Consider the following 22,680-nt stretch of genomic DNA (forward strand, 5'->3'; position numbering starts at 1 on the left):
GTTAGTAACAACACCAACATCATGTTGGGTATTTATTAATTTTTAAGGTTTTCTTTTTTATGGATTCCAAATCTGAAGCCAACAACTTCAAATTGCTTTCTTTGCCAAACTCAATAATACACCCATCAAGTTTACTTTTAACGATATCCTTCACTTTCTGGTATCCACTCAATGACCACTCGTCTAGTGGATAGGATCCCGTTGTAAATGAACAATCAAACTTATAATTTCCTGAATTTGATGCGGAAACATTCATCGCATAAATAAGTTCATAATTACTACTGCCGGCCAGCTCAGTATATACCAAGTAAAATTCAAAATACCTTATACTTAGTGGATAATTTCGATAGTCAGCATTATCTTTTACATAGAGGCTATCTTTTATCACCCTATTGATATTAGGCAAGAAATAATCAACTGAAGGATTGCCAACGGTGTTTATTTTACTCCCTTTTAAATCATGTTTACTAAACGTTGATTGTGACGTATTACCGCCAAGTAAAACTGTTAGCAAAAAAGTTGCGGCTTTAGCTGCTGCCACACTTGAAGTATCACTCTTAGTAATGACTCGCAATACGGTATCTGATGGAGCCTGATAGTCAGTTTCTAAAAGCTGAAAGCTTTGAGTTTTAACATAACCACCTGATTTTAACTTAATAACCTCCTCATTACTGACTTTACTTAATGGTTTTTCAGGCCCTGTATTGGCGCAACCGAACAAAAGAAACGTTAATAAACAAGCAGATTTTGCATTTCCATATTGCATAAATCATCCTTATTAAAACAATATAATAAAAAACTTATAAAAACTCCTTACTCAAGGTTACCCTCTTCCAACTCATCGAATACTAAATCATCCAATCATAATTCTTAACGCTATTAATGTGCTAATAACCGCCCTTTTTCTTTCAAGAGCTCGAAGATGCGTTTATAGACGATCTCGCCGATCGGCTGCGCCTGCTTCAGCCGGTTCTGCTCTTTCTCCTTGTCGAAGATCGGCCCGATGCTGCCATTGGCGTTATCCGTATCCCGACACCGCAGCCTTGATTGCGCCTTCTACGTATCTTTTAGAACAGCAAGCTAATCATCAACGGTGACTGGCTCAGCAAGTACGGTATCACCGACGCGGAACCGCTAGAGATCACTGCCGCACCCGGTGTGATCAGGTTGCGGCGACGAGAAGATGGCGTTTTCAGGGCTTAGAAGCAGTCCCCCCGCCAAGGCCGAGGGTACTGCTTTAATTCAGAAGATCCGTTGATACATTGCCAGTCTCGAAGAACTCCTTGAAGGTCCTGACAACAAGATCGAAGTCCTTTGTAAGCTGGCGCTCAGGCCAGTAATTACCATGAATCATTATCTTATTGTCTATTTTTGACATATCCCAATATGAGCGAACATCAGAGTCACTTTCTGAATACTCCAACAATGTTAATAAATAAAAGCCATTTTCTGTAGATACATCAAGTTTTGCTGGGCCAATATCAGGGTCAGGCAATACCGTCAACCTTACAGTGCCTTCTTTACCTTTTACTTTTAGCAACAACTCTTTAATATCATCCCAGTCAGGCCTACGTATTCTGGTAAAAGAGTTTTTGTTACTAAGGTGAAAATCAGCTTCAAACTCTTTTTTCAGATAATCTGGCTCAACATCTATATTCATAATTCTATTTCCTAATGAATTTTTTCATACCAGATTCCCAATACAAAACATCACCACTCTTTTCTTCATATATCGTCAGTGACTTTAACCCTGATTTTGCAGCCATGGTTTTTACATCACTGAGACAGTAAGTACAGAGTGCTTCCCCACTCACTGACATAAGCATATCTTTGCCATTAGTCATCCCTTTTTCATAGGCTTGTTGGATCACACCAATTTCTGCATGAGCGGTTCCCATGTTTCCATTAGGAAAGTTTTTATTAGGTTCCTTCACTATCTTAGCCTGCACAACATCATTGATAAGGGTCGGTTTATTAAAATCTGCTAACTGTGAAGGTCTGATTCCCTGGTTGGTATCCGTGAACTTGCTGCCATCAACATTACCTTTCGCAACGACCTTCACATTCGCATCTACAATCTTGCCAAGTTGCTTCGCCGCTGCCGCCCCAAGTATCGGGGTAACCGAAGCAATAATAATATCGGCTCCCTGCTTCAACTCGGCATAATCTTTGGCTGTTGCGTAATCAACTCCTTTCGTTGTCATAAAGAAGTTGATCATTGCGTCCTGGATCTGCTGTTTATTCTGCGCATCAACACTGGTGATATTCAGCAGGTTTACTATCTGGCCGTAAGCATCCGCGTATTGCTGGCTCGCTTTCGAGTTGTAGTTACCAAGGCCCTCATACCCTTCTTTCGCCTCGATAGCCTTCAGTCTCGCACCCGCGCAAGCCGAACTCCCGGCATTGCCGTTACTACAAGCATCGATCACTGCCTTGTCGCTGGCGATATCCTTTTCACGCAGTTCATTAACTTTCTGCTGGGCCTGCTCACGCTCTGCCGGGTCTTTGCTGCTCTGGAGTTTCTGCTTCGCCAGCTCAAGCTCTGTCTTTTCAGACACGCTCAGGAAGTTATTCTCGGTCGCATTCTTACTGGCTTGCGAAGCTGTTACCGCCCCTGCCGTACTGTCTGAGGCTATCCCCCCTGCCAGTCCTGCCGCCAGTTGGCTCAAAGCACTGACCTCCTGCTTCTCACCTTCTGTCAGGCTGCTTATGTCACGCCCCGGGAACCTTATCTCTACTATCACCCGCGCGGCCAGCTCGCCACCGCCCGCACCCACCGCACCGGCTACCGCAGACTGGTTGTTCAGTTGCGCAGTTATCGCCCCCAATAACGCATGCGCCATTGCGTTCGCTGTCACGTTATCTTCACCGACCCGTGCCTTGATTTCTCTCGCCAGATACGGTGCCGCTCCGCTCGCCAGGGCGCCGGCCAGATTGTTCCCCGCCAGAGCCTGCAGCACGCCCGTTACGGCTTGTGCGGCCCGCTGCATATCGCTGCCGGTGCCGTATTTCTGCATCTCGGCCTGATATTCCGGCGTTTTACGCAACGCTTTCGCATCCAGCCCCGGGTGCTTGTCCTTCGCCTTCTGCAAACCATTGATATCACCCTGGGTACGGACAATATCCATCGTTTGCCCGGCGATCTCGCCGATCAGCTGCGCCTGCTTCAGCCGGTTCTGCTCTTTCTCCTTGTCGAAGATAGGCCCGATGCTGCCATTGGCGTTATCCGTATCCCGGCTCAACGCATTCACATCTTGCTGCTGATTGGCCCGATCGCGAATAACCACGCTACCGCCCGACACCGCAGCCTTGGTCGTGCCTTCTGCGTGCCCTTTATTGCCCGCACCCGGTGTGATCCGGTTGCGGCGGCGGGAAGTTGGGGAGTTTAGGGCTTAAAGACAACAACCCCGGCCAAGGCCGGGGTTGTTGTTAATTACTGATTGATATTGAAGGACTAATGGAGGCTAAAATATCTATAACATCGTCCACAGTTGAGAGCATATAATGAACGACATCATCGTGTATATTACCGTTTTGTTCATTAAACCATTCTATATACTTAGATTTTTCAACGATATAAAGCCCTGTCAGCATCAGCCCTTTCTGCTCTTCCTGCATTTTCAATAGGTCACCTTCATCAGTCACCCGGAAGGAATAAATCCAATCGAACAGCACCTTAACTTTGCTGCTCTCAGCGTTATCCCCTGAAGATAAAATCAGCTCAAGGGAGCCAGAGGAATATCGAAAATCCTCTAGTTGACTATCTTGAAGAGAACCCTCAGCAAGGGGAATTTTAATCAATTTTTCAGTCATATATGATTACTCGTCATACCTAAACTTGATCCTATTCTTCCCTGATTGGATCTCCAATGTTGGCCGACCATCAGTACTACGCTCACGTACGATAACCGTTCGCCCATCGGGTAGCTTACCGACCCTTCCACCTGGTATGTCTTTAATTTCTGTAGGAGATAAGGCATCAAACTCTTTGTTAGCAGCATTACTACCGCCTGTTCTTTCGAAGAGTTTTGAACGCCCCGTAGTCTCATTCCCTTTCGATGATGTCGATGTTAAATCATCAACAGTAATATTCTGCTTTTCACTGTTCCGCGCATTTTCTTCATCCTCCGGCCCATGGCCGCCCGGAGTTCCCGATCCCGCCCCACCCAGCTCTGCTTTATCCTCATCCGTCAGATCCTTCGCCACATTCGGCTGACGCGCGTTTTCTTCCCGTGACTTATTCAGATCCGAACCGTCATCCGCATCCCAGGCTTCATTTCCGCCGGTACTATTGATGGACGTATTCGGCACTGCAACAGGTGGTAGAACCGGTGCTGGCACAGCCAAGAAATTATTCTCCACCGCATTCTTACCGGCTTGCGAAGCCGTTACCGCCCCTCCAGCACTGTCTGCCAGCAGCCCGCCTGCCAACCCTGCCGCCAATTGGCTCAGCGCGCTGACATTTTTCCTCTCAGCTTCCGTCAGCGCCGACGGATCTTTACCATAATACTGCTCGCTGATAATTTTAGCAGCCAGTTCTCCGCCTGCCGCCCCTACCGCACCTGCCAGTGCGCTGTTGTTCGAAACCAATGCAGCCAACGCACCCGCTACCGCATGCGCTGCCAGATTCGCCGCCGCATTGCCCTGCGTTCTCGCTTTGATTTCACGCGCCAAATAAGGAGCCAGCGCACCGCCCGCTGCCGCGCCAAGATTGCCACCGCTAATCCCACCCAACGCCGCGCTGATGGCTGAGCCCGCCAGCCAAAAATCACTGCCGACCCCGTACTCTTTCATCGCTGCCCGGTACTCTGGTGACGCCTCCAGCATTCTCTCGCGTTCCTGGGCGCTGGCGCTCAGATAGGCCGGATCCTTACTCAGTTTCTCTGCTGCTGCACGCTGCGCCTGCAGCAGCTGTTTGTTGCTGTAGTCGCTCACCAACTGCGTCGCCAGTTGGGTCATTCCTTGGGTAAAGGCCTGATTATCCTTAACTTTCTGTTCATCAAAAATTTTATTGATACGGCCGTTGGCATTATCCGTATCCCGGCTCAAGGTTGCGACGTCCTGCTTCTGTTCTGTCTCATTGCGAATAGTGATAGTGCCTGCGGCTACCGCAGATTGCGTGATACCGGATGCTTTGCCCTTGTCCTTCGCCAGACCGCCACCAGTGGGTCCACTGGTCGAAAGACCAAATCCGCTGCTATTGGCTTTATATTCGGCTTTGTTATCTATCGCATTCCACCCCAGCGTCCCCGTAGAAAGTTGGTTTCTGCTGCTGTCAGCAGTCGACGCTATCACTCCACCATTCAGCTGCGTATGATTAGTGACATTGATCTCAAACCCTTTATCACCCGCAAACACACCGCTTTGATCGCCGACGCTGGCATATTTGCTGTCGATTTTAGTCTGGTTCATATTCAGCGAGGCAGAACCGCTCATTGAACCAAAGGTAAAGCTTGCACCACCGCTAACATCTTTCTGCCAGCTGTGATAATCGTCGGTATCCTGCAAGCTGCCGATAAACAGTTCACCGCCTACATCCATCTTGACCTTGTCACCGAGCAACTGTGCACCAGCAAGCGTAGTATTGCGTTCGCTGCTCGTCCTCAGTTCGTCTCGTGCATTTATCCGTGAGTTAACGTATTCGGTACTCTTACCGTCGGATGCCCCCTTCGATTGATAACCACTGGCCGAAACGCCAATGCCAGTCTCATCGCCAAGTGAAATATGTACCCCTGCATTCCAGCCGCTGCTGTTATTTTTGCTGGTCTGCTCACGGTTGTTTTCTGCGGCATCCACCAGAAGATCATTTTTGGCTACAAGCGTCACCTTGTTACCGGTGATTCCGCTACCGCTGACTCGGAGATCGCCGCTGGTACCTTTTGAGCCGGTAGCCATAAAGATGGCATCTCCCCCGACAGCCACGTTACTGCCGCGCACCTGGTTCTGTGTCAGTTCAGACTCGGAAACACTCTTACTGGCGCCAACGCTAAGTTGCAACTTCACGCTATTGGAAAGCTCACCTTTCGCCAACCCTTGCGCCTGATCGGCATTGGCCTCGGAGTTTATCCAACCAGCGCGGACCGCCTGCACCGCATATAAAGCTTTCAGCCTGTCATCACCGTTTTCATTAGCTCGCTTCAGCGAATCATTAATCGCCAACAAGGTATCGGTTATAGGGCTGGAAACTGACAGCGTTAACCCACTTTGCTTCTGCTCATAACGTTCTCTGTTGCGCAGCGCGTCACTGCCCGGGTCGATAGTGATTTCGCCCGCCACTACGTTAAGGTTCTTATCCACAATCACATCTGCGCCACTGATATGCACCTTGCCGAGCGCTTCGATATCTACGCTGCCGCCGGTCGAGCCTAGGATGCTGACGCTCTGGCTTTGGGTGGTGCCATCTTCGTTCAATTGATGACGCGAAGATTTACTGCCGAGGGTCACGCCGATGCCGCCGCCGCTGAACACACCGCTGGTTTTTTTCTCATTCAGCCGGTAACGGGATTGCTCCTCGGTGGCGGCAAAAATACCGATGTTATTGTCGGCTTTTAATGTGACCTGGCCGTCGCCCACCACCGTCGAGCCCCGTACGGTCAGATCGTTAGTGGCCTTGAGCAAAACGTTGTCGCCACTCAGTACCGTTCCTTTCTCATGGGTCGCGTAGTCCTCCTCCACCGTATGGGTGGTGGTTTTGGACATAAACCCTTTCTTGACCTTGGTCTCTTCGAAGAAGCTGTAGTCACTTTCAGCTACGCTGTCCACCACGATATTACGGTCGGCGTTAGCCACCAAATTGCCACTGACCTGTGCTTGCGTCCCCTTGAAGATGACATCCTGGTCGGCATCAACGCGCAAACTGCCGCCGGCGATTTCGGTGACCTGTTGGCGTATGGACTCTTTCACTCGCTGCTGGCCGCCGCCATGGCTTGCCTGATACTCCCGGCTTTCCACGCTGTTGAGATTTACGTCTCGCTTGCCACTCAGGAGGATGTCGCTGTCGCTCACCAACATCGCTGCCTGCGAGTTCAAATCACGCTCGGCATGTAGCGTCATATTTCCACTACTGGTGATGATGCTGCGATCGGCACTGCTGCTGATGCGCTCGCTATTATTGGTTTTATCAATGGATTCTGTGCGATTGACAAACAGGTTGATATCACCTGTCGCCTGCAGGTTCATCGTGCCGTCAGAGGCGAGCCTCGCGCCGATAACATCGATATTTTTGTCGGCACGCATGATCAACGCATCTTCTGCGCTGATGACAGCAGTATCGCCAACTTCGGTACGCGACAGGGACAACGTCTGGCCGCCCTGAGTCCCTGTGGCATCCCACTGGCGAGCCTGGGTTTTATTGATAATGCTGCCATCCAGGCTTTCAATCGCGACCCGCTTGCCGCTGATGGTCGAGCCGATATTGCTGATATCGCCAATGGCGCTGAGCTGCAAATTGCCGTCAGCGTCGATCAGCCCCTGGTTAAGGTTGCTGATACCCGTTTTACTATTAACGTTGAGCCGTTCACCCCCTTGTAGCGAGCTGCCGTCATTACGAATACTGCCGCCGTTCAGGTTAACGATATTGCCGGTGATCACGCTGCCGTTGAGCTGGGCGGCGTCACCTTTGGCCAAATAGAGTTTGGGCGCCAACACCGTTTGGCCGTTGATCGTTACCTTCTCCCACCAGACGATGCTTTTCTCCAACTGCGCAACCTGGGCCGGCGTCAGGCTAACGCCAAACTGCAAGTTCAGGCCGCTCTGCGCTTGTGCGGCGTTGTCGATCAACTGCTGCATCTGCGCCAAATCGGAGCCGATACCGTTGAGATAGCGCTTGCCGGTCTGGCTGAGCATGGCGTTGCTGATATAGCGAGTATCGAACGCCGCATCCCCCAGGAACCGATAGTCGTAGTCCGGATTAAGTCGTAGCCGATCGAGGAAGTAGGCCGAACCGATAAACTGTTTTTCATCGGTAAAACGGCGGTCGTTTTCACGCGGAGCGGCACCCGGCTGTTGGCCCAGCATGGCGTAGAGATCGTTGAACAGGCTGTTATCCAACTGCCCCAGGCCGTCCAGTTTCGGGTTGGTGGTGATCAGGTATGGGCTGTTGGGATCCGCGCTGATGACAAAACGGCCGCTATCCCCGCCTGGCAGTGGGTAGTCCGCCAGGGCTACGGCGTTATTACCCAGCGAGCCCAGGGCCGCCTGCAGGTTGTCTTTCCACTCCGCTGAACCGAAGGCAACGCTCTGATCCGCCGCCAGTTCCTGCTGTTGAACACCGCTGATAGCCTCCGGCTGCTGCAGGCTGGCCAACGTTGGTCTAGCCAGGGTATGGCTCAGGCTGCCTGCGTTCGGTGTCACCATGCTGTTGCTGATATCGTCGGTAAAGCTGACGTTGACGGCACCACCAGCCTGGATCACGCTGCGATAAACAGCGGTGTTTTCGCTCTGGTACTCTGGCTGTCCGGTCAAGCGGTACTGAATGGGGGTATTGACGTTATCACGGATATAACTGCCGCTCTTTTTGAAGTCAGCCAGCGAGCGGTGTTTGTCGAAATCATACTGCGCGATTTCGCCGTCATAACGGTAATTCAGGTATTTATTCTGGCTCCCTGCCTGGGTGCTCTCATTGTTCAGCGAGCCGCCACTCAGCGAGATATCACCGTTGGCCAGCATGTCGCTGGCAATATTGTCAAAACGCGCAATGGTCCCGGCAATGTCCTTTCCTGAGGCAATACGCCCGGCGCCCCCGTTTGCCGTGACGGTTACGCTGGATGATTCAACCAGGATCTTTTTATCTACGGCTGGCGCTTTGGGCGCTAAATAATAGTAATCATCAACGGAACCGTTGCCATGCCCCATGCTGCCGCCGGTGCGTACCGTTTTGATGTAATAACCAAGCTCGCTTTCAGCCAGATCCCCCAGTTTCATATTGACCAGCGTCTGGCCGTTCCACAGCGGATCTTTCGCCGTCGTCTGCTTTTCAGTGCTCACCGACCAGCCATCACGCTGATTGAGCAAATGCGCGGTGTTGATCTGAATATCGCCATTTTCGGTCTCGATGGTGCCGGAGGTGTTGACGATTTCGCTGTTGGCGTTGCCGGCCGCGTCTTTTTGCATCCACAGGCTGTTGCCTGCCAGGATGTCGCCGCGCTGGTTAGTGATGCGCTCCGCCAACAGTTGCACATCACCACCGCCGTACAACATGCCGATGTTGAGCAGGTGGTTAGCGGCGCTCAGCAGCAAATTGCCGGCGGTACCGATAAACCCGTTGTTGTTGATGTCGCCATGGCTCAGCAACTGTACCCAGCCGCCGGACTGCAGACTGGCGGTGCCGTTTTGCGTGATGCCGGCGGCTTCGATACGCACGTCACCGCTTCCGCCACGCAGGGTACCGGCATGGATCAACTGGCCAGCGCTACGCACATCGATGCCCTGGCCCTGGAGGGTACCCAGCAGCACAACATCACCGTCGCTGCTCAGGGTCAGCTTTTTACCTGCCGCCAGGGTGCCATTCTGGGTGAAGGCTTCCTTTAACGTCAGCGTAATATTGCCCAGCGCCGCCAGTTGACCGTACTGATTCAGCAGGTTGCTCACCAATGTCGCATCGCCGCCGCTGAACAGCTTGCCGTTCTGGCGGTTATCTATCTGCTGCGCGTTAACGCTCATCTGGCTTGTCGCCAGTAGCGTGCCGGCATTATCCAGGCTGCCTGTCTGCAGCGTTAAATTGCCGCCCTGCAAGGTTCCCACATTATTCAGAGCATCGAGCGTAAACCGGGTATCGCCGATGCCGCTCAATGTGCCGCTGTTATCCAACCGGGTGCCTTCGAACGTCAGGCTATTGGCCTGCAGCCAGCCGCTGTTATTCAGCGAAGGCGCTTGAAGATCCAGTGCGCCGCCGACGATCATTTTGCCCGAGTTGATCAACTGACGATCCAACCGCAATACGCTGCCGCCGTCTCCCTGCAGATCCCCAACGTTGTTTACCTCTGCCGCCTCTACCCGCAGGGTTCCCAGGCTGCGCACCGTGCCGCCGGCCAGGTTATGGAATATGCCACTCAGCGTGGCCTCCAGGTTTTTTTGCCCCTGCAGCCTGCCGGTGTTGGTCAGCTCGGCGGCTTTTAACGTCAACTCGCCTGCCTGTACATGACCCTGATTGTTCAAGGTCAGTGCCGTCAGATCCGTTTTTCCACTGGAGAAGATCTTGCTGTTGGTTTCCGTCTTCAGGCTGTCGCTGAGATCCAAATGGATCCCTCCCGTACCTGCCTGCAACACGCCTTTATGATCCAACTGCTGAGCCGCCAGCCTGATGCTGCCGCCCTGCCATACTCCGTCGTTATCGACGGTCGCCGCGCCTACCGTCAGTTCCCCTTCGCTGAGCAGCTTGCCGCTTACTGTGTTGTTCAGATCCTTTTGCAGCTGCAACGCCAACTGCCGTAGACCAATCAGATTGCCGCTGTTGTTCACCGTGTTGGCCGTGACGGTGGTCGCCGCACCCTGCGCTTCCCCCTGATTGCTGATGCTGTCGGCCGAAAGCTGCAATGCGCCCTCGCTCAATACCTTGCCTTGGTTATTCAGCGTGGCCGCCGTCAGTTTTAGTGGGCCCTGGCTCAGCACTTGCCCACTGTTGTGCAGCGTCTGTCCTACCGTTGCCGTCAGCCCATTTTCCCCCAGGGCGCTGCCGGTGTTGGCCCAACCTTGTACGCCGATATCAATGTTTTGTCCCTGTAGCTTACCGGCGTTGTTCAAGCGTTCCCCCTGTAGCGCCAGCGTCCCTCCGGCCAGCACTCGCCCTACCAGGCGGTTTTGCAGATCTTTCGCTGTAATCTCCGCCAGCCCCTTGGCCTGTATCAGCCCGCTGTTCTCCACGTCTTGCGCCGTGAGCTTCATGCTGTTTGCCGCTAGGGTACCGGTGTTGTTCAACGTTGGAGCCTTTAACGTCAGCGTATTGTCCGCCACCAGCTTGCCCTGGTTACCCACCGCTTCGCTAAAGCTCAGTTCCATTTCGGAGGCGCCGAGCTGCCCGCTATTGACCAGGGTAGTGCCATTCGCCAGCAGCCGTTTACCGGCCAGCAGCTCGCCTTGTTGATCGAGTCGATCTACCTTCAGCGTGAAGCCATTATCGGCCTGCAGATGCCCGCGCTGACGCAGTGAACCACCGCGCCAGTCAATATTGAGTGCATCGATTTGGCCGCCGTTATCGGCCGTCGCGGCGGAAAAGTTCAAATCCCCCAAGGTGTTAAAGACGCCCGCCAACTGCGCGTCTTGCGTAACTTTTAACGCCATGCCCTGTTTGGCCTGGGTGCGAGCGCCTGCGGTGGTCGACAAGTTCCGGCTGTCCATCGTCAGGGCGAGTTCGCTGGAAAGCAGCCCACCCAACCGCACGTCATTAGCCTGAATGACAATATCGCTATCACTCAGCAGCGATGAGCCTGCAACCGTGTTCAGCACGCCGCTGTTAAGAGTAATGCCCTGTTTGCCGCTGGCGCTGCCCGCCAGCAAGAATTCCCCTGCCTGTACGGTCAGGGGGCCATCTGCAGACAGGGAGCCCGCAACGTTAAGCTTGTCGCGCACCTGCAACTCAAGGTGCTGTCTGGCCCCGATGGCCCCCTGGTTATCGACGTTTTTGGCGGTGATCCGCTGTACACCGCCCGCTTGCAGCTGCCCCCGGTTATCAAGCTGTTCGCCGATCAGCGTCTGCGCACCCTGTGCCTGTATCCGTCCGCTGTTGTTCAGGCTCTGTGTCTGAATGTAGCTGTCGCGGTTGGCGGCCAATTGGCCGCTGCTGCTAAGGTTATTGGCCTGCAGGTGCAGATCGCGTCCGGCAGTCAGGGTGCCCTGCCAGTCGCCGTCACCATTAAGCGTCATATTGATGTCGCCCTCGGCGATCAGGCTGCTGTCTTTGGCGCTGCTCAGGGTGCCTGCGGTCAACTGCAGTTTGCCGTCAGTACTGGCTTTGCCCGCCTGTAATTTGCCTGCGGCGCTAAGCTGCATATCGCCTTTGGCGTTCAACGAGGCCTTGTCCAGAGCCAGTTCGCCCCGGCTGTTCAGGCTCATCGCCTGGCCGGCCTTATGGTTGCCGCTCAGCGTCATTCCTGCCGCCGTAGCAATCAGGCTCCCCTCTGCCAGCGCATTATTCAGCCGCAGTTGCCCATTGGCATCCAATTGAATATCGCCCTCACGCGCATTGAGGTTGCCGAGGTTGACCCCGACGCCCTTTTCACTGGAGACCAGGTGGATACGGTTGGCGTACATGCCGCCAAGCGCACCGGTATCAATCGCCACCTTGGGCGCCTCGCCGCTAGCATCGACCCGGTTGGCCCCGAGGGTGACGCTGAGGTCTTTGGCATGCAGTTGCGCGTTGATTTCGGTTGCGCGGGCGATCAAGGCGAACCTGTCGCTCTTGCTAGCGTCCAGCCCTTGGCCCTGAATGGTGATCGCCCCCTGAGTGACCTCCAGCGCCTGCAGCTTGCCGTCGGCTCCCAGCACTGGCTTGCCGGTCGTCAGCGTCGCGTTGGGGGTATTGATAAAGCCGCAGCCGTCGCAGGTGATGCCATAGGGGTTGGCGACTATCACGCTGGCCTGCTTGCCCGCGACCTCCAGATAACCGCGCAGCTGTGAAGGGTTCGGTGCCACCACCTCATTGATGATGGCCTGCGCTTCCCTGCCGGCCTGCAGGTTGGGGTTGTTCTGAATCAACCCTCCAAGCTGGCTCTGATTGAGCTGGCCAGTGGCGTTGTTGAGGATCGTCCCCTCTTTGCCAACGTTGAAATCGTTGTATTTATTATGCGAAATACCGGCCTGGTTCGGCGTGGCGATATTGATTACCGGCACGCCATTGGCGGCCTGATCCACTCGGGTATTGCCTTCGGCTACGTTCACGCCTTCAGCCAGTGCCGGCAACAACGGCTGCCCGGCCAGCAATGCGCACAGGGTATAGCTCAGTAGGCGCTGGGGAATATTAAGGTTTTGATTATTATTATGTTTCATCCTTGAAACCTTCCTGTGCGTTAGCGTTAAATAACGATATTGATCCGGTAATAGACCGAAACACGGTCCGGCTTCATTCCATCCGGGTAAGCCAGTGGCCAGCCGACGGTCAGTTGACTGCTGAAATAACGTCCACGGCTCTCCAGCCCCAGGGCACCGCCCCACAGCGTCCCCGAGGCATTGGCATCCAGCGCATCACGGTGCAAATAGCCGCCGTCCAGCGCCGCCAGGGCGTTAATACTGCCGACGTACGGCAAGGTCACCAGCGCCCGGTTAACTTCATTACGCCAGTAGCCACCCTTGTCACCGGAAAGATACTGCTCCTTGAAACCACGTACCGAGCTCTCACCGCCGATGGTCAGACGCTCGCTGCCGTACAAGCGGTGATTGCTCCACTGGCTGTACAGGCTGGTGAGGTAAGTCCAATCCTGTGCCAGCGGCAGGTAGTAGCTGCCGGAAAGCGAAAGTTTGTGAAATTCGGCGCGGGGGGCTTCCTTGATTTTGCCGCTGTCGTTCTCCGCCCCTAGCCAGGGCACCCCGCGGCTATAGGCCGGGTTCAGCGTGGCGAAACCGCCCAACAGCTTTTGGCTGTGGCTGGCACCCAGCGTCACGCTGGTCAGTTTGCGGCTGCTGCTTTCCAGCCGGGTGTCATTGAGATAATTGCGATTGACGCGGTGAATGACCCCCAGCGACAGGCCGGTTTTCATTTCGCCGTCACGGAACAGCACCCGCGAAACGCCCAGCCGGTGGGTCTGGCTGTCACCGCTGGAACGCCAGTCAAAACCCCGGTTGCTGAGGGTGGCCAGGTAGTCGCTGTAGGAATAGTTGTAATCCAGCGTCCAGTAGCCGTAAGGCAGGCTGACGCCGGTCTGCACGCTGCGCGCATTGTGATCGTTGGCGAAATCGCTGCTGCGGGCACCGGCGACAAACCATTGATCCGCCAGCCCCAGCAGGTTATTGCCGGTCAACGATCCGTTGATCTGGCCGGTGCCGGTGCTTTTTTGCCCGCTGTTGTCGAACCCCGCCCCTAGCATCAGAGGAAACTCAGGTTTGGCGCTCAGATTGACCACCGAGTAACCCGGCCGGCTACCCGGCAGAATTTCTATCTGCACCGGCTGCTGACGCAGACGGTTGATCTGTTCCATGCCCTGCTCGATATCACGCAGATTAAGAATCTTGCCCTGCAGGCCCGGGAAGGCCATTTTCAGCATGCGATCGTCTTGTTGTTCCAGCAGAAGGTTCTCCAGCCTGCCCTCCAGCACCAGCAACCGCAGTTCGCCGCGCGACAGATCCTGTTCGGTCAGGAATGCGCGGCTAGTGATATAGCCACGGTTGATATACCAATCGGAGATCTGCTGCACCAGCGTCTGGATTTGCCCCAGATTCAGACATTGCTGCAGATAAGGCTGCGTGAGTTTGCGTTGCGCGCTGGCGGGCAGATGAGCCGCGCCTTCCAGCCGGATATGGGCGATGCTAAAGCAAGGTCCGCCAGCGGTGGCGCTGGGTTTTGCAGGGGTCGGCCAGGCCGGCGTCAGGCTACGTTGCAGTTCCTGCCGCTGCAGCTGGTTTTGCTCCAGCAATTCGCGCTGCTGTTGTTGAATGGTGTCACGATCTGCCGGGCTAAGCAGGTTTGCGCCCGCCGCAGAGGAAAAGAAAATGCACAGCAAAGCTGTCGAGAGCCGTTGAGTCACTGAATCCATTCAGAAGATCATCCGTGTGTTTTTTCAGCATTTTAACGACGGAAGGGAGAATGTAACAAGCTGTGAATCATTAGCCGGAGAGCTAATTAGGGCGAGCGAAACAGAAAGTTCTTAGGGGAAACCGCAGAAAATAGCTTCAAATAGTTAAATCTAATTTATTGATTTACTGAGGCTGGGAAAAATAGTGAATCGCTCTTAATTTAAGCGAAGCCAACCTATTGTCGTTAATGCGATGCAGGCCGCAAAATGGCGTTTGATAGGGGCCGGGATCCGGCCCCAGGAGACAATTATGCGGTACCGCCAACGGTCAGGGTGTCCAGCTTCAGGGTCGGCTGGCCGACGCCCACCGGCAGGCTTTGCCCTTCTTTGCCACACACGCCAACGCCTTTATCCAGTGCCAGATCGTTGCCGACCATCGAAATCTGCTGCATCGCCTCAATACCGGAGCCAATCAGCGTAGCGCCTTTCACCGGTTTGGTGATGCGGCCTTTTTCAATCAAATAGGCTTCGGTAGTGGAGAACACGAACTTGCCCGAAGTGATATCCACCTGACCGCCGCCGAAATTCGGCGCATACAGGCCGTACTCAACGCTGGCGATGATCTCTTCCGGCGTCGACTTACCCGCCAGCATGTAGGTATTGGTCATGCGCGGCATCGGCAGGTGCGCATAAGACTCGCGGCGGCCGTTTCCGGTCGGCGCAACGCCCATCAGGCGCGCATTGAGCTTGTCCTGCATGTAGCCTTTCAGGATACCGTTCTCAATCAGCACGTTGTACTGGCCCGGTACGCCTTCGTCATCGATGGCCAGTGAACCACGGCGCCCTTGCAGAGTACCGTCATCCACCACGGTGCAAAGCTCGGAAGCCACCAACTGGCCCATCTGACCGCTGAACACCGACGTACCGCGACGGTTGAAGTCACCCTCCAGGCCGTGGCCCACCGCCTCATGCAGCAGCACGCCTGGCCAGCCGGCGCCTAACACCACCGGCATATTGCCCGCCGGGGCCGCAACGGCAGAAAGGTTAATCAACGCCATGCGTACCGCCTCTTTGGCATAGGCATCGGCGCGAACGTCACCCTCGACGACTTCCAGGAAATAGTCATAGCCAAAACGACCACCGCCGCCGCTGGAACCGCGCTCACGCTTGCCGTCTTGTTCCACCAGCACGCTGACGGACAAACGCACCAGGGGGCGAACGTCCGCCGCCAGGGTGCCGTCGGTGGCCGCGACCAGTATTTGCTCATACACGCCGGTGATGCTGGCGCTGACTTCCTGCACGCGCTTATCGGTAGCGCGGGCCACCTTATCAACGCGATGCAGCAAGGCAATTTTCTCTTCACGTGGCAGGCTTTGCAGCGGATCAAGCAGCGGATACAGCGCCTTATGGCTGATTTCGCCCAGGGTATGCACCTGACCATTACCCTTGTCACGTACGATGCTGCGCGCCGCCTGGGCGCTTTGCTGCAAAGCATTCAGGGTGATCTGATCGGCATAGGCGAAGCCAGTTTTCTCGCCGCTGACGGCGCGCACCCCGACCCCTTGATCGATATTGTAAGAACCATCCTTGATGATGCCGTCTTCAATCACCCAGGCTTCATGGTAGCTGGACTGGAAATAGAGATCGGCATAATCGAGGCGGCGTTCTGCCAGTTGCCCCAGGACGGAAAACAGGTCTTGGTGGCTCAGCTTATTGGCAGCAAGTAACTGCTCACTGACAAACGTCAGGCTCATAATTTTTTCACTCTTTAATGGAGGAGTTTTTTTCAAACGGCGCCGTCAGCGACATCTGGAATCTGTTGTGTTGCAACACCGGCATCTGTTCGCGAATCGTTTTGAGGCCGGTAATGTCGACCCGCACCTTCAATGCCGAGACCGCATCCGCGTTTTCGGCCAGCACCTTACCCCAGCCGTCTACCGCCAGCGAGTGGCCCCAGGTGCGGCGAGTCGGGCCATGGCTGCCAACCTGCGCCGGCGCCAGGATCACGCATTGGTTTTCAATCGCCCTTGCACGCAGCAGAATTTCCCAGTGCGCTTCACCGGTCACGCGGGTAAAGGCGGCCGGCACGGAAATCAGTTCAGCGCCCTGCGCTCGCAACGCCTGGAACAGCGCCGGGAAGCGCAGATCGTAGCAGATGGTCATGCCAAGCCGACCGACAGGGGTATCCACTACCGTGAGCTGTTGACCATGTTGATAAGTATCTGACTCACGATAATGGCCGTGGGAGTCGTTAATGTCCACGTCGAACATGTGCAGCTTGTCGTAACGCGCCCGGATTTCGCCCTGATCGTCAAACAGCAGGCTGCTGGTAGTAATAAGCGCAGGATTTTCGCGGCTGACCAGCGGCATGGAGCCGACCAGCAACCAAACGCCATAGCGTCGCGCCATTTCGCGCACCGCATTTTGCAACGGCCCGTCGCCCTGTTGCTCCGCATGCTCACGATAGGCCGCAGAGTTGGCGAACAGCAGCGCGTTCTCCGGCGTCATAACCAGTTTTACCCCGGCATTGAGCTGCTTAATCTGCTGTTCAATCTGGGCCAGGTTGTCACGCACCCGATCGCCACTGCACAACTGTAACAACGCAACGTTAGCATTTCTCATGACGCCTTATCCTCCTTTGGCTTACGCAACACCTCATTGATCTTCGGCTGATCCAGGCTGCCGCCGATATGGTAACGAATCAGCGAAATCTTGTTCCACAGCGGCCCCAGCACTTTGGACGCGGCAAACACCGCAGCACCGACAATCGGGTTAATCACGAAGGCCGTCGCCACGCCGACGGTGGCTGAAATTTCCGGCGCCACCACCGCTTCCATATCAATCTGCCGACGCGCCAGGTCAATTTGGCCGCTCATGGCGATATCCGCCGCCAGCCCGTCAACCAAAAGGTTATCGGTATGCATTATGCCATCTTTCAACCACGAGGTGCTGCGGATGGAGTCAAAGTAGAAGCCTTTGCCGAAGGTATCGCTGAAATCGAACTGTAGCTTGCGTAACAGGGCATCGAAGCTCACCAGACGCAACAGCTGGCCGGCACGACCGCCCCCCATGCTGTCGATTTCGCCCTTGCCCATATTGATTTTCAGCGCGCCACTCAAGGTGTTCAACTGCGGTTTCCACGGCTGGCCGCGCCAATACAGATCGAAATCGACGTCATAAGGTGCGCCTTTGAGCGGCGTGGTGATACCGAAGAAAGCCGCGGTTTCATCAATTTTGGCACCCAACAGTTTACCTTTCAGCGAACTGCGCTCTTCCTGAGCATTCTGTTTCCACAGGCCGCTGGCGGTCATCCGCCCTTTGCCGGTATCGACCAACCCGTGCGTCAGCAGGAGGGTATCGCCCTGATTGGTCAAATCCGCCTCAACCTTGCCGAGGTTCTGCCCCATCACCCAGCAAGACTTACAGCGCAGCATCAGCGACGGCCAGTCGCGGAAGGACACCTTGTCTGTGGCCGCCTGCGCAGCGGTGGCTGCCGTCGAAGCCCCCTTACCGGCGTCAAACTGCGGGTTGTAATAGAGATAATTGATATCGGCGCGCCACGGCCCCCGGTCCGCCACTCGCAGACTGCCGTCCACTTCATCGCCCTTGGCGCTGACCAGCGTGCCGCCCAGCTGTTTCTCTGCCGACAGCGTCAGCTTGTGCCAGGCCTGGCCCCCTAACAACAGCTGCGGCGTTTTCAGCGCCACCGTGGTCGGGAAGTTAAATCCGCCCACTTTTCCCATGCCGTCACTTTGTTTCAGCGCCGGCGCCATCAGGCCCAGCCACTTCTCACCGTCCAGCGGCGGCAGGTTAAGCGTCAGCGATTTTCCGTTCGGTAACGGCGGGGTTCCGTTGCCCGCCGTCTGCCATGCCGCGCGGGCTAACGTGACCTGCTGTTTGGCGAAGAGCCATTCGCTGTTGAAATGGTTTTGTTTGCCAGCACTACCGGTCAGCATGAATCCGTTCAGGCCGCCTTTCACTTTTACGCTCAGCGGCAATGGCTCACCCGCCGGTTTATCCAACGGGGAGGGTAAGTGACTGCTTACTTTCTTGAGGTCCGCATCAACGCCGATGTCATAGCTGGCCGAGCCCTGATGAGGCAAGACGATAGCCACCTGACCTTGCCAGGGCGCGCTGCCGCTTAATGCATCGCTCACTTCTTTCGGTATGCCCGGGAATTTTCCCGGCTGCCAGTCAGCCTTGAGGCCAACGTTGACCTTGTAGTCGCTTTTCCCTTCCAACGTGTTGAAATTCACCGCCACCGGCTGCCCAAACCAGTTGGCAGACAGGGTATCGCTGCTCAGGTTACCGTTATCAAAACGGAACTTGCCGCTGACCTTTTGCAGCTCACTGTCGATCGGCTTAACCAACAATGAATTATTGTTCAGCGCAACCTCTCCGGTGGCGCGAACCAGCTCGCCGTTCAAGGGGATATCTAGGTGTAAGCGCCCACTGACACTACCACCAATCTGCAGTTCGTCCAGGGCAGAGCCCAGTGAATCGTGCAGCGGAGTCTGTTTGAAATAATCATGGATCTCAGCCCCCTGGCCCGCGACCTCGGCGTCCACCAACAAACGCTCTTTCAGGTAGTCCGGAATGACGGCGCTGACATTTTTGCCATCGACCTTACCCAATTTGGTTTGTGGTGCGTTCATCCACAGCCCCTCATTGGCGAAGTCGAGATCGATAGCCAGATCGGTCAATGCCGGCCAATCCGGTTGGAACTGGAAGGTGGAATGGCGCAGCGGGACAAACACCTCAAACTGACCTTCGTTTTTGCGGTACGGGAAATGCTGCGGATCGCCGTTGTAGAGCAGAGTGGCGTTATCCACCTGCCCGCCCTGGATGGCGCCGCTGAGGTAATCCACCAGATGCTTGCCCATCAGGGGCTCAGGGAAGTAGCGCCAGGCGTCCGCGCCGTCATACAGACGAATGCCTGCCAGAATATTCAGCCACGGGTCGCCTTTGGCCGGCTGCTGATAGCGGAAGTCGCCGTTAACCCACAGCGATTTGGCTTTCACATCCAGGTTTTTGCTCGCCAGTTCCCAACCCTGCTCGTTGTTCTGCCAGGTCAGAGCACCTCGTGCGCTGCTGATTTCCAGAGGCGCCCGGAACATATCGCCATATGGCAAGGTGCTGTTGTTGAGATCGAGCTGCAGGCGACCATTCTCCACGCCGCCACTCAGTGCGCCGGAGAAGTGATTCACCCCGGGCAACAGTTTCCAGTGCTGCCAGCTGACGTCCTGCCAGAGGGCCTGGAAACGCGTTTTCTCCGGTTGTTTCAGTGGGATATCCAACGCCAGCGCGTTGACCTTGCCTTGCGGTTGCAGATCGTTCCAGCGGTCCAGCACGTCAGGGCTGAGGAAAGAGAAGGTCGGCAGTAACGCGGCCAGGCGCTCAAGCTGAATATCAGTGGCGCGTACGCGCAGCTCTTCGGTTTGCCCTGGGCCCAGGAACTCGGTATTTTCCGGCAACCAAAGTGCAGACAGCTTGCCCTGTGGCCAGGCCTGACCGTCGGTGGCCAGGTTCAACTGCGGGACGTCCACCTGCCAGCCAGTGCCCTGACGGCTGAGCGTCAGCGCCAGGTTGTCCACGTCCAGCCGGTGAGCTTGAGTCCCCACGTTCCAGTTGGCCGCCCCCTGTTTCAGTAATGCGCTGCCGGTGGCGATTTCACCATTTTGGATCTGCAGCCAGGCCGCCAGACTGAAATCTGCGCTTTCCAGCCCGGTGTTGGTACGCAGCCAACGGGTGAACCAGGGCTTCATGTCGATATTGTCGGCCTGCATATAGACAGTGCCGGTATTCAATAGCCCCTGGTTATCACGCAGATCCATGCGCAGCTGCACCACGCCATGCTGACCGTTCAGCGTCGACAGGCTGATCTGCCCTTCTGCCCGGTGACGATCGCGGCCGTTCAACCAGGTCAACTGCGGGATTTCGAATTCGGCACGCGCGCCGGCGGGCGTCAGGAATGAGATGCGGCTGTCGCGCAGGTCGAAATGATCCAGCTGATGCAGCAGCAAATCGGTGATTTTACCCGGTTCGATAGTGCTGCCCTGGTGCTCATCACCGCCCAGCGTGGTGTTAAGATCGAACTGGAGTTGGTGGAAGGTAAGATCGCGGAACTGCCAGCGCCAATGCAGCAGCGATTGCCACACGTCCAGCGCCAGCGTAACGCGTTCAATATGCAGGTTACTTTTAGGCAGCGTGGCGCGCACGTTGCGCATTTCAAGCTGTGGGCCAAAAGTTTCCCAACTGCCCTGCATGAAATCGACCTGTACGGGCACACCGGAGAGGCTTTCAACCTTGGCCAGCAATTGAGGGCGGTAGTTGTTCAGTTCAGGTAGCGCCAGGCGCAGCCCGCTGATCAGCAACGCCACGATGACAATCAGAGTGGCGCCTGTAGCTAACAAAATCCCAGGCAGTCGCCTCACGCAGTTCTCCTTGCTTCCGCTGCCTGGCAACGGGAATCTCTATGCACGGTGGGGCTCAGCACGCTGAGCCCCACCCATGTCGGTCTTTGGCCGCCACCCGGCGGGCTACATCATGACAACGTCAAATTGTTCCTGGCTGTATAAAGGTTCGATTTGTACCTTCACCTGCTTGCCCACAAAGATTTCCACTTCGGCCAGCGCATGGGACTCTTCGCTTTTCAGCGCCTCGCCCACCGCCGCAGAGGCGTAAACCAGGAAACGATCTGAATCATAAGCATGGTGTACGCGCACAATTTCACGCAAAATTTCGTAGCATACGGTTTCCACGGTTTTCACCGTGCCGCGTCCATGACAGGTAGGACAATCGTTACACAGCACATGTTCAATGCTTTCCCGTGTACGTTTACGCGTCATTTCCACTAAGCCTAGCTGAGAGAAGCCGTTGATCGTGGTTTTTACTCGATCTTTACTCAGCGCCAACTCCAGCGAATGCAACACCCGACGACGATGCTCCTCATTGTTCATGTCAATGAAGTCAATGATGATAATGCCTCCCAAGTTGCGCAGGCGCAGCTGGCGGGCAATGGCCTGGGTCGCTTCAATATTGGTATTGAAAATGGTTTCGTCGAGGTTGCGATGACCGACAAAGGCACCGGTATTGATATCCACGGTGGTCATCGCCTCGGTCTGATCGATGATCAGGTAACCACCGGACTTCAGCTCGACCTTGCGCTCCAGCGCACGCTGTATCTCGTTTTCGACGTCGTACAGGTCGAAGATCGGCTGGCTGCCGGTGTACAGCTCCAGCTTGGCGGTAATATCCGGGATGTACTCACCGGTAAATTCCACCAGCAGGTCGTGGGTCAGGCGGGAATCCACGCGGATCCGGTCCAGCGCCGCGCCGGCGAAATCACGTAGAATACGCTGCGCCAGTGCCAGCTCGCCGTACAGTTTGTATTTGGTCTGGTTGCGTTTTTTACGCTCCATCACCTTGGTCCACAGGCGTTTGAGGAAGGCGGCGTCCTGCGCCAGCTCTTCTTCGCCAATGCCTTCAGCCGCGGTGCGGATGATAAAGCCGCCCAGCTCATCACAGTAACCGGCCACCGCTTTTTTCAGGCGATCGCGCTCGGCTTCACTTTCTATACGCTGGGAAACGCCAACGTGCGCCGCCCCCGGCATAAACACCAGGTAACGCGAAGGCAAAGTGATGTCGGTGGTCAGGCGTGCGCCCTTGGTACCGAGCGGATCTTTCACCACCTGGACCATCAGATCCTGCCCCTGGCGCACCAGTTCGGCAATGTCACGCACGTGGAAATTTTTCTGCTCATCGCCGGCGACACATTCCGTGTGCGGCATGATATCGGAAGCGTGCAGGAAGGCCGCTTTATCCAGACCGATATCGACGAATGCCGCCTGCATGCCCGGCAACACGCGGCTTACTCGCCCTTTATAAATATTGCCGACGATGCCGCGCTTGGATTCGCGCTCGATATGGATCTCTTGCAGGATGCCGCCATCAATATAGGCAACCCGCGTTTCAGACGGTGTGATATTAACCAGTAGCTCAGCTGTCATGCCTTCTCCTC

Annotated in this window: 10 protein-coding genes; all 10 read right to left on the reverse strand. The window is 55.3% G+C overall.

The genetic code is table 11. The annotated features are described in order from the left end of the window. Positions 1-19 precede the first annotated feature (19 nt). The 10 genes from H5P17_RS07940 to rng all read right to left on the reverse strand — a co-directional run bounded on the left by H5P17_RS07940 (position 20) and on the right by rng (position 22,669). On the reverse strand, positions 20-766 hold the full coding sequence (locus H5P17_RS07940; RefSeq protein WP_182822198.1) for a hypothetical protein: 747 nt from the start codon (positions 764-766) through the stop codon (positions 20-22). Between the two features lie 471 nt (positions 767-1,237). Further along, positions 1,238-1,660 (reverse strand): hypothetical protein, encoded by a 423-nt coding sequence (locus H5P17_RS07945; RefSeq protein WP_255477869.1) that lies wholly within the window; start codon positions 1,658-1,660, stop codon positions 1,238-1,240. Positions 1,661-1,664: 4 nt separating this feature from the next. Further along, positions 1,665-3,287: a VENN motif pre-toxin domain-containing protein gene (locus tag H5P17_RS07950; RefSeq protein ID WP_370570028.1), complete on the reverse strand. Its 1,623-nt coding sequence runs from the start codon at positions 3,285-3,287 to the stop codon at positions 1,665-1,667. Between the two features lie 142 nt (positions 3,288-3,429). Next, positions 3,430-3,813, reverse strand: a complete 384-nt coding sequence (locus tag H5P17_RS07955; protein ID WP_182822200.1) for a hypothetical protein — start codon at positions 3,811-3,813, stop codon at positions 3,430-3,432. A gap of 6 nt (positions 3,814-3,819) precedes the next feature. Beyond that, positions 3,820-12,981: a hemagglutinin repeat-containing protein gene (locus tag H5P17_RS07960; protein ID WP_182822202.1), complete on the reverse strand. Its 9,162-nt coding sequence runs from the start codon at positions 12,979-12,981 to the stop codon at positions 3,820-3,822. Between the two features lie 26 nt (positions 12,982-13,007). After that, on the reverse strand, positions 13,008-14,681 hold the full coding sequence (locus tag H5P17_RS07965) for a ShlB/FhaC/HecB family hemolysin secretion/activation protein (RefSeq protein ID WP_182822204.1): 1,674 nt from the start codon (positions 14,679-14,681) through the stop codon (positions 13,008-13,010). 287 nt (positions 14,682-14,968) lie between these two features. Beyond that, positions 14,969-16,414: a metalloprotease TldD gene (tldD, locus tag H5P17_RS07970; RefSeq protein WP_044553718.1), complete on the reverse strand. Its 1,446-nt coding sequence runs from the start codon at positions 16,412-16,414 to the stop codon at positions 14,969-14,971. 7 nt (positions 16,415-16,421) lie between these two features. Continuing rightward, complete coding sequence (gene nit1 / locus H5P17_RS07975) at positions 16,422-17,282, reverse strand: deaminated glutathione amidase (RefSeq protein ID WP_044553720.1); 861 nt, start codon at positions 17,280-17,282, stop codon at positions 16,422-16,424. Further along, positions 17,279-21,094 (reverse strand): AsmA2 domain-containing protein YhdP, encoded by a 3,816-nt coding sequence (yhdP, locus tag H5P17_RS07980; RefSeq protein WP_182822206.1) that lies wholly within the window; start codon positions 21,092-21,094, stop codon positions 17,279-17,281. The genes nit1 and yhdP overlap by 4 nt, the downstream gene beginning before the upstream one ends. Positions 21,095-21,199: 105 nt before the next feature. Then, entirely contained in the window at positions 21,200-22,669 is a 1,470-nt protein-coding gene (gene rng / locus H5P17_RS07985; protein ID WP_044553724.1) for a ribonuclease G, read from the reverse strand. Positions 22,670-22,680: the final 11 nt, after the last annotated feature.

This window comes from Serratia sp. OS31, assembly GCF_014164835.1.
GTDB lineage: Bacteria > Pseudomonadota > Gammaproteobacteria > Enterobacterales > Enterobacteriaceae > Serratia > Serratia liquefaciens_A.